Below are 15,029 nucleotides of genomic sequence, written 5' to 3'. Positions count from 1 at the left end.
GGTAAAGCTATCTCTTATGCCAGATACCGTTTTAAACGGAAGTAGCGTCGGCCCAGGCGCCAGCGCAAACGCGGGCTTTTGGCACTTTTCCAGATAAGCTTCCAGATCCCGGTGTCGAAGAACTCTTTGATAATCATTGTTTTCTTTGTCTCATCCTTCATGTTGTCGAAGGTATGAATGATCCCCAGCCCCTCTTTGGCGATTTGCCAGTGGCAGGCGGGGATATTTTTCACTTTATCCGGGTAACGCTGGTTAATGGCATCAAGCATCTGCAGGATTTTCATGTAGTGGCGCGCGGAGCGGATCAGCGTGTCGTCATTATCCGGCGTATGCGATACCGAGGCAGAGTGAATGTAGTAGTCATAAAAGCGTTCACTGGTGTACTGAACGCGCTCTGCGGCAAGCAGCACCTCGGTGGTCCACGGGATATCCTGATGGCGCAGCCCGGGTTCGAAATGGAAATTGTGTTTACGAATAAAATCGTGGCGATAGATATTAAGCCAGGTCACGTGCAGGAACTTACGTGAATCCAGCGCCATCTTTAACCATGCTGGGCCCGTCATAACGCCCGTTGAGGCGAGTTTATCCTCGGGGAAGATAGGTCGAGACGGTTTCTTATCATTTTCCCAGACGTAGTTGCCGTTGCAGGTGGCGACATCCAGATCCTGCGTGACGGCCATATCCAGCAGACGCTGGTACATGCCAGGTTTGAAGACGTCATCAATATCCGGGAAAGAGAGATACTGACCGGTTGCAACGGCCAGGCCGGTATTTCGCGCAATGGAAACGCCCTGGTTTTGCTGTTCAATCACCTGCATCTGCGGCAGTTTTTCAAGCCAGCTTTCGACGATCTGCATCGAGCGGTCAGTTGAGCCATCATTGACAATAATGACTTCCATGCTGTCGATGCGTTGATTCACAAGGCAGGTAAAGAACTGATCCAGAAAAGCTTCGCCGTTATAAACGGCAACCACCACGCTTAACAATGGCGCTGAATTTTGCATAAGAAACCTGATTATTTTTGATTGTCGACCAAAGCAATGTACTGCTGGCAAATGGCATTGATACCGAACGACGCAATCGTTGCATCGCCAACGACCGGCGGGGCGGTATAAATATCTACCAGGGTTTTTGCCAGTGACGCGTCATTTAGCTCTGCCAGCCCGCGCGCTAAGGCGCCGGTGAGGATTTCTGCGGGGCCACCCGGACAATTGGTACTGACCGGTGGCGTCTGGCAGATAATGGATTCCACCAGCACATTACCAAAACCTTCGCAGTCAGAACTTAACACTAAGAGGCGTGCCCCTTTAATCCAGGGGTAGGGATTGGAGTCGAAGGGACGGAAAACCGTCTTGTCTTCAATACCCAGGTCGCGGGCAAGCTGTTTGAGCTTTTGAATTTTGGCTTCGGAACCATTGCCCATCATGACAAGCGTAGTGTCGAGCTGGCTCTGTGCGAACGCGCGTAAAAGACGGTCGTGGCGTTTGTGTTCATGGAAGCGGCCGACATGGATGATGTAATCCTTCCCTTGCATCTCGAAGGGGGCATCCGCCAGACGCTGAATTTCAGGGATATCAAAAGGATTATGGATAACCGCTTTACGCCGGAGTTTCAGAGCCAGGGTCTCGGAAAGGTCTTTCAGCACGGCGCCTGAGACGGCGACAACGTTTCGGTTTTCGTAGGTATGACGAATTTTAAGATGCTTAAACCAGCGCGACAGCCCGCTGCGATGGCGAAGATAGGAGAAAGAGAACATGCCATGCACGCAGAACCAGACTTTTTCACGCTCCAGCGCGCGGCAGTGCGCCACAATGCGGTCAGTTTTGTGCAGATGAGAGAACACAACGTCAAATTTTCCGCTGCGCTCAGCCCGCTCAATTGCCTGATCCAGCAGGCGGGCTCGGCGTGGGATCTCCGTCAACTTGCGCCACGGTTTTTTGCAGGTATCCTGGACCACCTGATAATCAATGCCTTCCGGGATGGCGTAATCACACACTTTCCGCAGAGAGAAAAGGGAGACCTGATGCCCCATTTCCGTTAATCCGCTGGAAAGTGTAAGAACTGTTTTTTCAGCTCCCCCACCGGGTAAACCATCAATAATCATTAGGATGCGCATTTTTAATCCAGTAATTTTTGATAAAGCGAAATAAGCTGACTTGACAGTTTTTCGGGGGTGGCGTCTTTTACCCGTTCACGTGCCGCTTGCCCCATCGTGTTATTTTTTCCCAGAGAAGGAGTGGCTGCAATTGCCTCCTTCAATGTGTTGATATCCAGGGCGTCACAATAAAATCCGTTCTGGCCTTGCTGAATAAATTCAGCGCCTCCGCAACTCTCTGAAGTAATGACGGGCAAGCCGCAGGCCATCGCTTCAAGAATGACGTTTGGAAAGGGATCATACAGCGTTGGCAACAGTAAACCATCGGATAGCTGATAAAAAGGCAGCGTTTCTTTCTGCATCCCCAGGAAACGGATTTGCCCTTCGCAGCCCAATGAACGGGCGAGGTCACGATAACGATGTTCTGCTTTATCCTGTCCAACCACAATCAGCCAGGCTGAAGTTCCTGCGATAGCGCGTATGGCGCTGGCCAATCCTTTTCGTTCAAATCCCGATCCTACAAAACAGAACACCACGGCATCGGCCGGCAAACCAAATTGCTGACGCAGCGCGGCACGCTGTGCTTCCTGGGCTGGAACGAAGCGGCTGGAATCAATTGAATTATAAATCACATGTATCTTTTTTGCGTCAATATCAAAGTCTTCGACGATTTCGCGTTTGATCATCTCCGCATTACAGATAACCGCTTTCAGCTCTGGCGCTTGGTACATTTCACGCTCGGCGTGCATCACGTAGCGGTGATAGCGGTCGACCATCAGCATTTTCGCGCGCCAGGCGGGCAGGATGCGCGCACGCTGTAGCAGCCAGCGGCGATGAACGCCATCGCCAGCGCGGTAGATATCACAGCCCGGAATCCGCTCGTGGCTTTGCACAATATCAAACTGCTGTTGCTGCCACAGCGCGCGGGCAGCATGGGCAAACCCGCGTTCGCGGCTAATTCGGCCCCATTTGCGCGGGTCGCAAATATGGATATGCCAGTCGTCCTGTCTCTCGCCCTGCCATTCACGCGTAATGACGTTGAGTTCAAGATTCTGATTGCTCAGCGCGGTGAGCGCACGTGAAACGAAGCGCTCCGCTCCGCCATCAGGGCGATACTTTTGGCGAACAATCGCCAGACGATGGTGTTTCATGACAAATATCTCCTTGCAGCGGAGACGACAGCATCAACAGGAATGGCGTCGAGATAGCGTTCTTTCGTTTTGGTATCAATAGCGTCGGGATCGGGAAGGGGACCGTAGTCGCCAGCCCAGATGACTTCACCGTTGACTTGCCATGGAGACCAAAACGTCAGTTTGGAAGGGCCAAACAGCGCCACGCAGGGCGTCTGCAGCGCGGCGGCCATATGCATCGGAACGGAGTCAACGCCAATAAAAAGACACGCGTGGTCGATGAGTGAGGCCAGCTGGCGCAACGTTAGCTGTCCCGCCAGCGAGACGACCCCCGTTTTCGGTGAGGCGGCGAGTATGCGATCTATCATCGCCAGCTCTTTTTTATCCGGCCCGGCCGTGAGTACAACGATATGCCCATCCTGCTGCAGCGCGGTGATGGTTTGCGCCATTTTGCTTTCATCCCAGCATTTGAAGAACCAGCGTGATGTCGGCTGAATGACGATGTAGTTATCGCCCACTCCTTTTTGCACCAGCTGCTGGCGGGCGTGGTGCCAGTCTTCTGCGCTGTAGGCCATGGTAACAGCTGGCTCAGGTGCGACCTGTAATGGTGACAGAATGGAGAGATTTTGTTCGACAGTGTGCAGGGATTTGTGATTTGCAACAGAGACTAAATCGCTATGACAGAAACGCCAGAATGGATTGTTGCGTTTGTTAAAGGCGAATCCGAGGCGAACCGGCGCACCAGTGAAACGGGTGACGATAGCGCTACGCCACTGATCGGCAAGATTTATCACCAGATGATAATGTTGCTTTCGTAACGCGCAGAGTAACTGCCACTCCTTTTGAAGGTGCTTTAGCGTGCCCAGTTGCTTCCATTTACGATCGATTCCATAAATAGTGCCAATCGTCGGATGCGCGGCGAGCATATCGCGCGTTTCTTCATACAACAGCACGTCAATTTGCGCTTGTGGCCATTTTTGACGTAATGAATCAATGACGGGGGTGGTCAATAACATATCGCCATGATGGCGGAGTTTGATCAGTAGAATGCGCAAATCAGGCGTGTCAGGTAAGTTATTCATCATCATCTTATCGGCGTTGTACTGTTGGCAATTCTAATAGACCTGGTAGCGACTTGCACTCTTTCTCCATAATCTCAGGAATTTCCCAGGGAGGCTTTACTCAGGCTTTGGTGAGTGCGTAACATAGCGCTAACTTCCCTGTCATGCGGACTCATTATGAAAAAACCAGCGTTTATCATCACGATTGATACTGAGGGCGATAATCTCTGGCAGAATCACCGCGTCATTAAAACGGAAAATGCGCGCTATCTGGCCCGGTTCCAGGCCCTCTGTGAGCGTTTTGGTTTTAAGCCCGTATGGCTGACAAACTATGAGATGGCAATCGAGCCCGTTTTCATTGAATTCGCCAGGGACGCGATCGCTCGCGGTCAGGGGGAGGTGGGTATGCACCTTCATGCATGGAATAGCCCACCTGAGCACGATCTCACGGGAGATGACTGGCGCTGGCAACCGTATCTGATTGAATTTTCAGACGAGGTGATGCGTGAGAAAGTGCTGTTCATGACCCGTCTGCTGGAAGAAACATTCCAGACCAAAATGCTGAGCCACCGCGCCGGGCGTTGGGCATTTGATAGCCGCTATGCAAAATTGCTCGTTGAACTGGGCTACCAGGTTGATTGCTCCGTGACGCCACGCGTGAACTGGCGCAATGCGAAAGGTGCTCCGCAGGGCAATGGCGGAACGGATTATCAGCATTTCCCCGACCACGCCTATTTTATGGATTTAGATACTATTTCCCGGGCGGGAAAGAGCCCCTTACTCGAAGTGCCGATGAGCATTCAGTATAAACATCCGGCCTGGTTGAACACGATCAAGCAAGGCTATGATCGTCTGCGCGGGAAATACCGCTCGCCTTCCGTGAACTGGCTACGACCGACCGGTGGCAATGCGTCGCAGATGATTCAGGTCGCGCAGCAATGCCTGTCGCAGGGACAGGATTATGTGGAGTTTATGCTTCACTCGTCTGAATTTATGCCAGGCGGAAGTCCGACCTTTAAAGATGAGGCGGCGATTGAAGGGTTATATCAGGATTTAGAAGCGCTTTTTAGCTGGCTATCCGATAAGACGGTGGGGATGACGCTGGCGGAGTTTTATCAATACAAGAAAAAATAATGCCCGGCTGGCGGGCATTATCTCTTATTGATGTTGTCTGGTTTGCGAGAAGGGAGTACTCAATGCAAACAGAGTAACAAAGAATATTAGGGCTTCTGAGCTCAATAAAATGACGTCCGTCAGGCCATAGAGTAATAAAAGAAGCATCGTTGTCAGCAGCAGGCCATTTCGGTTTTTAAGCGCGTAAGCGATCATCGAAACGAAGAAAAAGAGTAATATCGCCAGACCCGGAAGCCCCTGCAGAGAGTATTTTTCGATAAATTCATTGTGTAAATGTACCCTGATAAACTCGAGCGCGGCCGCGAGATGCGGATGCCCATGCTGCACATACTGCTGTGTCCATACCTCACGGTCTTCGACTGACTGCCCCAGCGGGTGCGCAAGTCCGTTCTGAATACCAATTGTCCACATGGAAAAACGCGCTCCGAGCGACGTCGCGTCATGCCCCTGCTGGTAGCTTTCCAGTTCCATCTGCGTTTGAACTATCTTTGGCGAGATCAACGGCTTGTAGCTAACGATAATAATGCCCGCCACAATACATAAAAAAATCAGCGTTGATTTCAGATGAATTCTTCTGAAGTGGTAGAGCGTGAGTACAATCGCAAGGAGCAAATATAATCCCATTGCAGCACGCGTCCCCGTTAAAAGAATAACGAAGTAAGATATTAAGATGGTAAGACCCGCGACTACATACAGTTTTCTGTTTTTTTGAAGATAAAGGCTGTATACCAGCGCCAGTGACAGTACGGAGTAAACATAGGCAGATACGGTGGCGCGATTGATGGCCATCTCTATACGTGCCATACCCTGCGTCGCCTGCCACAAGCCATATCCCGTGGCGAGGACAAACCCTGTACCTGCCGCGTACAGGAAGTACTTCTGGAAAGCGCTTTTATCGACGTAAGTTTTAAACCGGTCAAGATAGAAAACGAGAATGCTCGCTAATATCAGTTTCTTACTGGCACCCAGATAATCGCTGTAAGCGTTTAAACCTTCGCTATGGTATTCGTACACCATATACCAGACAAGATTGAGTAGCCCAATCAGCAATATGGGGAGCGCGATTGAAAAGGGGCGCAGGGTGATTTTTTTATATTCGCAAGCTAAGCCGATAATGCTGGCATAAACCGCAATATAGAAAAATTCGCGTTGTTTACCTGAGCTCAGCAGCGCCAGTGCAAACGAAATGAGGCTCAAAATCAGCGTCAGCTGATAGAGCCGCAGTTTTACTTTTTCCATAATGCCTCAATGACCCTTTTTTTGTAGCTGAAACGTACATCTCTGGAGAAGAAAAAAGAGAAAGAATAAAGTGCATTTACCCGCGCCTTAACCAGTTTGAGCTGCAGGTCGGTCAGATATTGTCGGTGATTACTGTAAATATCAAACCAGTGGCAATTAATAAGATGCTTAAATGATTGCGGGAATGTATTTTCCATCTGTAGCGTACATTCAATCAGCGTGGCGATTTTGCTGGCGTCAAGACGGCTCGACAAACTGTCGCTGCGTTTGACGTAAAAATAGTGTCCCTGACGCTGAAAGAAGATTTTACGCGATTGCATCAGCATGCCGGGAAATACCGCGAAATCTTCATAGCAGACCATAGAAGGGATAGGGTTGGTTGCGTATAGCCTGCGGTGTACGAATTGCCCGATGAGATGCGCCTGAAAATCTTTGTGCTGCAGGAAACGCTTTATTGCATCATTTTGCGATAATGAGACGGGCGTGAATCCCTGCCAGGCGGAGGTGATTTTCCGCATATCGCGTATTTCCAGCAGGCGCGTCAGCAACATATCAGGACGCTCTGCTTTCAGGAAGGCGACGGCATCCCGGATGCTACCCGGCTTTAACAGATCGTCGCTATCAAGCATCGTGATGTAATCGCCTGACGCCAGCGAGACTGCGCTGTTTCGAACATGCCCTACGTTACGGTACTCAACGTATTGGCATTGCGCATGCGGAAGCTTTGGCAACCACGCCTCAATAATATCCTGTGTGGAATCGTTAGAACTGTCATTAATGATAATAACTTCTACATCATCGCCTGCATTCTCAATCGCGTTTTGCAGACTTTCCAGTGTGGCGTGAAGCGTGTTTTCGGCATTATGTGCGGCAATAATGATGCTGAGAAAAGCCATATTAATTAGTTTCCCTGAGCATCAAAGGCAGATTTTGCTGTTGGTAGCCCGCAAATGAAATGTTTGAGTTCGTCCAGCGATTCATCTGTTACCGCGAAGAGTTCTTCCCGGCCTTGCGAGAAATAATAACGAGTTTCAAAAACATACGAGCAAATATTGTCATCGTTGCCAATCAGCAACACGTTGCCAAGCGGGCGCTGCTCGTAGTGACAGCACGGACCGAACAGTAAGACGACCGGCACGCCAACCGCATCGGCGATGTAGACATTCCCCGAGTCGGAGGCGATATAACAATCCATTTTAGAAATTGCCCACGGAAGCTCTTCAAGCGAGATCTTGCCAATCAGATTAATAAAGTTGGGCAGTTCACCGTAAGCGCGGGTGATGTCATCCATCCAGGACTGTTCATTCGGGGCGCCAAAGACATAAAACTCGCAGGGCAGGTCGGCGAGACGATCGGCAATTTGCTTCCAGATGACAGGCGGAACGGTTTTGGCTTTATTCCCGGCGGCGATACTGATGCCAATGCGGACCGCGCCGGGTTTGTCAAGGATCGCCGGATAAGTCGCGGGTTTAAACAGTGGCTTTGTGGCGTGCTTTGGAGAGTCTTGCCAGGTCAGAGCGCGGTCGGCCAGCTTAAGATAGTTAGTGACTGTTAACGTTTTTCTACCGTGGTCAACCGTACCATCGGCCGTTGAATAGAAAATCCCGTGATACCACCTGCGCGTGTAAGTGCTTAAGAATTGCTTGTTTTTGGCGTTACAAACGGAGGCGAAAAAAAGATTCACACTGTTAGGCTGCAGGAGATAGACATTGTCATAGCGGTTCATGATCCTGCAGGCGAAACAGAGCTTACGCCACAGGTTACGCTTATGCTGCTCAATAAAATAAATCTCTTCGACCGTCTCGTCGTGCTTCGCCAGCGCACCCACGCTGCGGCTGATGAGTACGTCGCTTTTTTGCAGCCAGGCCAGAAGAGGCGTTGCATTAACAAAATCACCGATTTTGGCTGTCTGAATGACCAGGTTTTTCCCTGTCTCTTTGCGCAACAGCTTCCGGATAAGCTTCACCGGAAAGAGTAAAATCAGCAGAAATACGTAACTCATGGGTTAAATATCCCTGTTGGAAAGCCAACGGCTGCCCTGTAAAAATGAAAAAATCGCATCTGCGCTGATATCCTTCGTTTGCTGAGTCGGGCTGACCATCTGATGCTGGTTTTTGCCATAGCCCCCGATCAGGCCGGGATCGGTCGGGCCAAAAAGGGTGATATTTGGGCGATCCAGCGCCGCGGTTAAATGGCTTAAACCCGTATCCACGGAAACAACGGCGTTAGCGCCTGCCAGCTCTGCGGCAACCTGCGCCAGCGTGAGTTTGGGTAACACCTCGACGTGGGAAAAGCCTGCTGCCAGACGCGCCGCACGCTGCCGCTCATGCTCAGCGCCCCACGGGAGTTTAATATGGATACCGGAGGGTTGCATTAGTTCAATCAGCCTTCGCCAGTGTGTTTCCGGCCAGTGCTTATCGTCGCGCGTTGTGGCATGCAGAAAGACAAGATAAGGCTGAGCACAGGGATCTGTATTGCGCAAAAAGTGCTGCGCAATGGCGTAGTCGCCCTGCGCCTCCGGTTTCGCATAGCCGAGGCTTTTCGCAAACAGCTCGCGGGTGCGTTCTACGGCGTGCTGCTGCTTTGCGATGTGGTGGCGGCGGTTATAGAACAGACTCGCCAGCGGTTCGCGGGCGGTGTGCCAGTCCATGCCGTGCTTTACGCCGTGCGCCAGACGCGTGACCAGCGCCGCGCTTTTCACCAGCCCCTGCGCGTCGATAATCGCGTCGTAACGCTGCGCCTGCACCGTTTCACGGAAGGCTTTACGCTCAGCTTTAATCGGCGCGGAGAACCACGCTTTGCGCCAGCGGCGAATCGCGACCGGGATCACGCGGTCAACCGCTTCATGCCAGGTGGGGATCTGCGCGAAGCCTTCTTCTACCACCCAGTCAAAACGGATGCCGGGAATGGCCCGCATGGCGTCCGTCAGCGACGGTAGCGTATGCAGAACATCACCCATTGAGGAGGTTTTAACGATCAATACCCGCATCCGTTATCCTTCTTCGCTCAACAGCAGTGCGTTGAGTTCTTCGAGAACGCGCTGCGGCGTTATGTCGATCAGGCTCTGATGGTAACCTTCAGCGGCATCGCCTTTGCGTACCTTGTGGTACCCGGTGATCAAACGGATTACGCGCGCTTTGTGCGACAGCGGCGGCGTGAAGTCCGGGCTGCTTGGGCCATACAGCGCAACCAGCGGACGATCCAGCGCGGCGGCGACGTGCATCAGGCCAGAGTCATTGCTGACCACGGCCTTACAGGCGGCAATCAGGATAACGGCCTGCTCAAGCTGCGTTTCTCCAGCCAGGTTGCGGCACCAGGCCTGTTGCTCGGTGCTCAGCGTGGCGAGAATTTCGTTGCCCGCCTCGTGATCCTTCGCCGAGCCAAACAGCACAATCTGGTAGCCTTCGTCGATCAGCTGTTTCGCCAGCTCTGCATAGTGGTAGTGCGGCCAGCGTTTTGCCGGGCCAAATTCTGCGCCGGGGCAGAAGCCAATCATTGGGCGTTCGGACGAAAGGCCAAACGCGTTGCAGGTGTGGGATTTCTCCCCCTCGTTCACCTGAAGCTGCGGCCACAGTAGCGGCTGCGGCAGATCTTTCGCGCTGCGCATGACGCCTTTGTCGTAGGCCAGCGCCACGTAGCGCTCCACCATCAGCGGCCAGGCTTCTTTATCCAGCACCCTGGCATCGTTCAGCAGGCCGTAGCGCATTTCGCCGCGCCAGCCGGTACGGTGCGGGATGCCTGCAAAGAAGGGCACAAGGGCGGATTTGAAGGAGTTAGGCAGCACGTACGCACGGTCATAGCGCTTCTCGCGCAGGCTATGACCGAGTTTGCGGCGTTCACCGATTTCCAGCGCCCCGTGGCCGAGCGGCATCGGGATCGCCTCGTTTACTTCCGGCATACGCGATAACAGCGGACGGCACCATGCGGGTGCCATCACGTCGATTATCGCCTGGGGATAACGCGCCTTGAGCGTGCGATAGAGACTTTGCGACATCATCATGTCGCCCACCCATGACGGGCCGATCACCAGAATCTTCATACTTACGCGTCGCGGTTCAGCCAGGCCATATATTCCGTTACGCCTTCGGCAACGGTCTTGAACGGCTTGTCATAACCTGCTGCGCGCAGGTTGGTCAGGTCGGCCTGCGTGAACGCCTGGTAACGGCCCTTCAGCTTGTCAGGGAACGGAATGTACTCGATGCTGCCTTTCTTATGGTATGCCAGCGTCGCGTCTGCCACCGCCTGGAAGGATTCCGCGCGGCCCGTGCCCAGGTTGAAAATGCCGGAGACGCCGTTTTCCAGGAACCACAGGTTTACGGCTGCAACGTCGCCCACATAGACGAAGTCGCGCTTGAAGCCGTCGCTGCCTTCGAACAGTTTCGGGCTTTCACCGTTATTCAGCTGGGTGTTCAGGTGGAACGCCACGCTCGCCATGCTGCCCTTGTGCCCTTCGCGCGGCCCGTAAACGTTGAAGTAGCGGAAGCCGACAATCTGTGAGTTCGCTTCCGGCAGGATCTGACGCACGTACTCGTCAAACAGGAACTTGGAGTAGCCGTAGACGTTCAGCGGCTGTTCGTATTCGCGGGATTCGATGAAGTCCGAGGTGCGCCCGCCGTAGGTTGCCGCGGAAGAGGCATACAGGAACGGAATTTCACGCTCCAGGCAGTAGTGCAGGATCTCTTTAGAGTACTGATAGTTGTTATCCATCATGTACTTGCCGTCCCACTCGGTGGTGGAAGAGCACGCGCCTTCGTGGAAGATGGCTTCGATCTCGCCGAACTCTTCACCCGCCATAATCTGGATAAGGAAGTCTTCTTTATCCATGTAGTCAGCGATGTTCAGATCCACCAGGTTAACGAACTTGGTGCCGTCTTTCAGGTTGTCCACCACCAGAATGTCGGTGATGCCCTTATCATTGAGGGCCTTAATAATGTTGCTGCCGATAAAGCCCGCGCCGCCGGTAACGATGATCATAACTGTAACCTTTGAAGTGTTGAGCCCGGGGACAATCCCGGACGCTAATATTCATATCATATCATCACAATGCCCGGTCTTCAGCCATTCACCGATATGCAGCAGGGGTACACGTGATTTATGCTGCAAAAACGAGAAGAGATACGGCGTCATCTCGTCATGAACTATAGGTTTGGGTAATATGTGCCAAAATTTGCCGAGTCTGGAGAATTGCAATGCGTGGTGATTTTTACAAACAGTTAAACAGCGACCTCGACACCGCACGTGCGGAAGGGTTGTTCAAAGAAGAGCGTATTATCACGTCTGCCCAGCAGGCGGATATCACCGTTGCCGACGGCAGCCATGTGATCAACTTTTGCGCGAACAACTACTTAGGTCTTGCGAATCACCCTGAGCTGATTGCCGCCGCGAAAAACGGCATGGACACCCACGGCTTCGGCATGGCCTCCGTGCGCTTCATCTGCGGTACCCAGGATAGCCACAAGCAGCTTGAGCAAAAGCTGGCAAACTTCCTCGGAATGGAAGACGCGATTCTGTACTCCTCCTGCTTCGACGCCAACGGCGGTCTGTTTGAAACCCTGCTCGGCGCAGAAGATGCGATTATCTCCGACGCCCTGAACCACGCCTCCATCATCGACGGTGTTCGCCTGTGTAAAGCGAAGCGTTTCCGCTACGCCAACAACGACATGGTTGAGCTGGAAGCGCGGCTCAAAGAGGCACGCGAAGCGGGTGCCCGGCACGTACTGATCGCGACCGACGGCGTGTTCTCCATGGACGGCGTGATCGCCAACCTGAAGGGCGTGTGCGACCTGGCGGATAAATACGACGCGCTGGTGATGGTCGATGATTCCCACGCGGTCGGTTTTGTCGGTGAAAACGGCCGCGGCTCCCATGAATACTGTGACGTGATGGGCCGGGTGGACATCATCACCGGTACGCTGGGCAAAGCGCTCGGCGGCGCGTCCGGCGGTTATACCGCTGCGCGTAAAGAGGTGGTTGAGTGGCTGCGTCAGCGCTCCCGTCCGTACCTGTTCTCCAACTCCCTGGCGCCAGCCATTGTGGCCGCCTCCATCAAAGTGCTGGAGATGGTTGAGTCCGGCGCCGAGCTGCGCGACCGCCTGTGGGCAAACGCCCGTCTGTTCCGCGAAAAAATGAGCGCCGCAGGGTTCACCCTGGCTGGCGCTGACCACGCGATCATTCCGGTGATGCTGGGCGACGCAGTTGTGGCGCAGCAGTTTGCCCGCGAGCTGCAGAAAGAAGGGATTTACGTCACCGGGTTCTTCTTCCCGGTGGTACCAAAAGGTCAGGCGCGTATCCGCACCCAGATGTCTGCGGCGCATTCGCCTGAACAAATTGAGCGTGCGGTGGAAGCCTTTACCCGCATCGGCAAACAGCTGGGCGTAATTGCCTGAGGACGTGTGATGAAAGCGTTATCCAAACTGAAAGCGGAAGAAGGGATTTGGATGACCGACGTGCCGGAGCCGGAAGTCGGTCATAACGATCTGCTGATCAAAATTCGTAAAACCGCCATCTGCGGTACTGACGTTCACATCTACAACTGGGATCAGTGGTCGCAAAAAACCATTCCTGTCCCAATGGTTGTCGGTCACGAATATGTTGGTGAAGTGGTCGGCATCGGCCAGGAAGTCAAAGGCTTTAGCATTGGCGATCGCGTCTCTGGTGAAGGCCATATTACCTGCGGTCACTGCCGTAACTGTCGCGGTGGCCGTACGCACCTGTGCCGCAATACCGTCGGCGTGGGCGTAAACCGTCCGGGCTGCTTCGCGGAATACCTGGTGATCCCGGCGTTTAACGCCTTCAAAATCCCGGACAATATCTCTGACGATTTGGCCTCCATCTTCGACCCGTTCGGCAACGCGGTACACACCGCGCTCTCCTTCGACCTGGTAGGTGAAGACGTGCTGGTTTCCGGCGCCGGCCCAATCGGCATTATGGCGGCAGCCGTGGCGAAGCACGTGGGTGCGCGCAACGTGGTGATCACCGACGTGAATGAATACCGCCTGTCGCTGGCGCGCAAAATGGGCGTCACCCGCGCGGTGGATGTCTCGAAAGAGAGCCTGACCGACGTGATGGAAGAGTTGGGCATGACCGAAGGCTTTGACGTGGGTCTGGAGATGTCCGGCGCGCCGCCGGCGTTCCGCACCATGCTGGACACCATGAACCACGGTGGCCGTATCGCGATGCTGGGCATTCCGCCGTCAGATATGTCCATCGACTGGAACAAAGTCATCTTCAAAGGGTTGTTCATCAAAGGCATCTATGGCCGCGAGATGTTCGAAACCTGGTACAAGATGGCAGCGCTGATCCAGTCCGGCCTGGATCTGTCCCCGATTATCACTCACCGTTTCTCCATCGATGAGTTCCAGCAGGGCTTCGACGCGATGCGTTCCGGCCAGTCAGGGAAAGTGATCCTGAGCTGGGATAAGTAAACAAAAAGGGGCCTCAGGCCCCTTTTTTACTGATTCTTTTTCTCTTCGTCCGTCAGGTAGCGCACCTTGCGGGTATAGTCCTGCCCTTTGAACAGCAATTTGTTATCCGGCGATTCCAGATACTTCTGCCATTCGGAAAGTGGGAAACCCCCGTGCGCGCCAATCACCTCTTTCGGCACAACGGCTTCCTGACCGCCGATCTTCTTGGAGACCGGCCAGTTCATCCAGTCGCCCAGGTTAACCGTTTTAACATCCAGCATGTCCAGCAGCGCAGCGAGCGGCAGCTGATCGGTCGGCGGCTGCGTGTCGTCCATCAGCTCCCAGGTATCCTGGAACAGCGTCAGCCACAGCGGGCAGATGCGACGCCAGGTCTTTTTGGTTGCGGCAAGAAACGCGCCGTTAACGTGATCGACCAGATACGGGCGCACCGTTTCTTTGTAATATGCCGGCACTTTTTCTGCGGGGGCGCCGTCCAGCTTGGCAATCATTTTGCCCTGACGGAAGCTGGAGTAGATGTGCATATCGGCCATGTTGATCTGGGGCATTTTGAGCAGGTTGAGATCGGAGTCGATCATCAGCACCCCTTCACCGCGCGCCTGAAGCGGAGCGTTAAGCTTCACCAGACGGCTGAGGTAGATCTGCTTATAGCGGTACCCCTCTTCACGTTTTGGCAGCGTGAGGGTCACAACGCGGGTTTTTGGCGGCAGTTCGCCAAAAGCGGATTCAGGCTGATCGCTGACGATAACAATCTCGCTGACGTCGGTGGCGTAACGCTCTGCAAAGGTCGCTGATAATAACGCCTCTTCGACGAAATCCGCGCCCGTACAAGGGATCACGATGGAATCAACCGCAACGAGATCGCGCGTGACCGGAAGGGAAGCGTACGGAATGTTATGACGCCCGGTAATGTGGCGGTAGCGAGCATTCAGGAATTTAAACATGTTCT

14 protein-coding genes are annotated in these 15,029 nt (G+C 53.5%); 3 read left to right on the top strand and 11 right to left on the bottom strand.

The genetic code is table 11. The features are described from left to right. Positions 1-14: 14 nt before the first annotated feature. From IM265_RS19150 to rfaQ, 4 genes are read right to left on the bottom strand one after another with little or no spacing between them, the layout of a single operon-like run. Positions 15-1,004, bottom strand: coding sequence for a glycosyltransferase (locus tag IM265_RS19150; RefSeq protein WP_193031553.1), 990 nt, complete (start codon positions 1,002-1,004; stop codon positions 15-17). A gap of 11 nt (positions 1,005-1,015) precedes the next feature. Then, positions 1,016-2,116 carry a glycosyltransferase gene (locus IM265_RS19145; RefSeq protein WP_041911667.1) on the bottom strand — a complete coding sequence of 367 codons (1,101 nt, stop codon included), beginning with the start codon at positions 2,114-2,116 and terminating at the stop codon, positions 1,016-1,018. Between the two features lie 2 nt (positions 2,117-2,118). After that, complete coding sequence (locus IM265_RS19140; protein WP_041911666.1) at positions 2,119-3,246, bottom strand: glycosyltransferase family 4 protein; 1,128 nt, start codon at positions 3,244-3,246, stop codon at positions 2,119-2,121. Further along, the gene (gene rfaQ / locus IM265_RS19135) at positions 3,243-4,313 is read right to left on the bottom strand and encodes a putative lipopolysaccharide heptosyltransferase III (protein WP_193031555.1); all 1,071 of its coding nucleotides are present in this window, start codon (positions 4,311-4,313) and stop codon (positions 3,243-3,245) included. Before rfaQ ends, IM265_RS19140 begins: the two co-directional genes overlap by 4 nt. A gap of 150 nt (positions 4,314-4,463) precedes the next feature. Here rfaQ and IM265_RS19130 point away from each other — a divergent pair, with 150 nt between their 5' ends. Beyond that, entirely contained in the window at positions 4,464-5,420 is a 957-nt protein-coding gene (locus IM265_RS19130) for a polysaccharide deacetylase family protein (RefSeq protein WP_193031557.1), read from the top strand. A 24-nt stretch (positions 5,421-5,444) separates the two neighbouring features. Here IM265_RS19130 and IM265_RS19125 read toward each other — a convergent pair whose 3' ends face one another. Genes IM265_RS19125 through rfaD form a run of 6 tightly spaced genes read right to left on the bottom strand, consistent with a single transcriptional unit; the run spans position 5,445 to position 11,633 of the window. Next, positions 5,445-6,659 carry an O-antigen ligase gene (locus tag IM265_RS19125; protein ID WP_136344054.1) on the bottom strand — a complete coding sequence of 405 codons (1,215 nt, stop codon included), beginning with the start codon at positions 6,657-6,659 and terminating at the stop codon, positions 5,445-5,447. After that, positions 6,647-7,555, bottom strand: coding sequence for a glycosyltransferase family 2 protein (locus tag IM265_RS19120; protein ID WP_193031559.1), 909 nt, complete (start codon positions 7,553-7,555; stop codon positions 6,647-6,649). Before IM265_RS19120 ends, IM265_RS19125 begins: the two co-directional genes overlap by 13 nt. A gap of 5 nt (positions 7,556-7,560) precedes the next feature. Beyond that, entirely contained in the window at positions 7,561-8,661 is a 1,101-nt protein-coding gene (locus IM265_RS19115; RefSeq protein ID WP_049137160.1) for a glycosyltransferase family 9 protein, read from the bottom strand. Between the two features lie 3 nt (positions 8,662-8,664). Next, the gene (gene rfaC, locus IM265_RS19110) at positions 8,665-9,648 is read right to left on the bottom strand and encodes a lipopolysaccharide heptosyltransferase RfaC (protein WP_047366919.1); all 984 of its coding nucleotides are present in this window, start codon (positions 9,646-9,648) and stop codon (positions 8,665-8,667) included. Between the two features lie 3 nt (positions 9,649-9,651). After that, positions 9,652-10,698: an ADP-heptose--LPS heptosyltransferase RfaF gene (gene rfaF / locus IM265_RS19105; protein WP_193031561.1), complete on the bottom strand. Its 1,047-nt coding sequence runs from the start codon at positions 10,696-10,698 to the stop codon at positions 9,652-9,654. Between the two features lie 2 nt (positions 10,699-10,700). After that, on the bottom strand, positions 10,701-11,633 hold the full coding sequence (rfaD, locus tag IM265_RS19100; RefSeq protein ID WP_041911658.1) for an ADP-glyceromanno-heptose 6-epimerase: 933 nt from the start codon (positions 11,631-11,633) through the stop codon (positions 10,701-10,703). Positions 11,634-11,848: 215 nt separating this feature from the next. On the opposite strand from rfaD, the gene kbl reads away from it, so the two are divergent. Continuing rightward, positions 11,849-13,045, top strand: coding sequence for a glycine C-acetyltransferase (kbl, locus tag IM265_RS19095; protein WP_045260056.1), 1,197 nt, complete (start codon positions 11,849-11,851; stop codon positions 13,043-13,045). Positions 13,046-13,054: 9 nt separating this feature from the next. Next, positions 13,055-14,083, top strand: a complete 1,029-nt coding sequence (gene tdh / locus IM265_RS19090) for an L-threonine 3-dehydrogenase (RefSeq protein ID WP_006812404.1) — start codon at positions 13,055-13,057, stop codon at positions 14,081-14,083. Positions 14,084-14,109: 26 nt separating this feature from the next. Here tdh and IM265_RS19085 read toward each other — a convergent pair whose 3' ends face one another. After that, positions 14,110-15,024, bottom strand: coding sequence for a hypothetical protein (locus IM265_RS19085; RefSeq protein WP_045260055.1), 915 nt, complete (start codon positions 15,022-15,024; stop codon positions 14,110-14,112). Positions 15,025-15,029: the final 5 nt, after the last annotated feature.

Source organism: Enterobacter cloacae complex sp. P17RS (assembly GCF_014895885.1).
Lineage (GTDB): Bacteria > Pseudomonadota > Gammaproteobacteria > Enterobacterales > Enterobacteriaceae > Enterobacter > Enterobacter bugandensis.
The sequence above is the reverse complement of the archived record's forward strand: the minus strand, read 5'-3'. Positions and strand labels throughout refer to the sequence as shown.

Excerpts from the sequence above, each read along its gene's own strand:
- IM265_RS19085 (WP_045260055.1), bottom strand. The coding sequence starts at position 15,024 with ATGTTTAAATTCCTGAATGCTCGCTACCGCCACATTACCGGGCGTCAT.
- IM265_RS19125 (WP_136344054.1), bottom strand. The coding sequence starts at position 6,659 with ATGGAAAAAGTAAAACTGCGGCTCTATCAGCTGACGCTGATTTTGAGC.
- rfaC (WP_047366919.1), bottom strand. The coding sequence starts at position 9,648 with ATGCGGGTATTGATCGTTAAAACCTCCTCAATGGGTGATGTTCTGCAT.
- IM265_RS19140 (WP_041911666.1), bottom strand. The coding sequence starts at position 3,246 with ATGAAACACCATCGTCTGGCGATTGTTCGCCAAAAGTATCGCCCTGAT.
- IM265_RS19145 (WP_041911667.1), bottom strand. The coding sequence starts at position 2,116 with ATGCGCATCCTAATGATTATTGATGGTTTACCCGGTGGGGGAGCTGAA.
- IM265_RS19130 (WP_193031557.1), top strand. The coding sequence starts at position 4,464 with ATGAAAAAACCAGCGTTTATCATCACGATTGATACTGAGGGCGATAAT.
- rfaF (WP_193031561.1), bottom strand. The coding sequence starts at position 10,698 with ATGAAGATTCTGGTGATCGGCCCGTCATGGGTGGGCGACATGATGATG.
- kbl (WP_045260056.1), top strand. The coding sequence starts at position 11,849 with ATGCGTGGTGATTTTTACAAACAGTTAAACAGCGACCTCGACACCGCA.
- IM265_RS19115 (WP_049137160.1), bottom strand. The coding sequence starts at position 8,661 with ATGAGTTACGTATTTCTGCTGATTTTACTCTTTCCGGTGAAGCTTATC.
- IM265_RS19120 (WP_193031559.1), bottom strand. The coding sequence starts at position 7,555 with ATGGCTTTTCTCAGCATCATTATTGCCGCACATAATGCCGAAAACACG.
- tdh (WP_006812404.1), top strand. The coding sequence starts at position 13,055 with ATGAAAGCGTTATCCAAACTGAAAGCGGAAGAAGGGATTTGGATGACC.
- rfaD (WP_041911658.1), bottom strand. The coding sequence starts at position 11,633 with ATGATCATCGTTACCGGCGGCGCGGGCTTTATCGGCAGCAACATTATT.
- IM265_RS19150 (WP_193031553.1), bottom strand. The coding sequence starts at position 1,004 with ATGCAAAATTCAGCGCCATTGTTAAGCGTGGTGGTTGCCGTTTATAAC.
- rfaQ (WP_193031555.1), bottom strand. The coding sequence starts at position 4,313 with ATGATGATGAATAACTTACCTGACACGCCTGATTTGCGCATTCTACTG.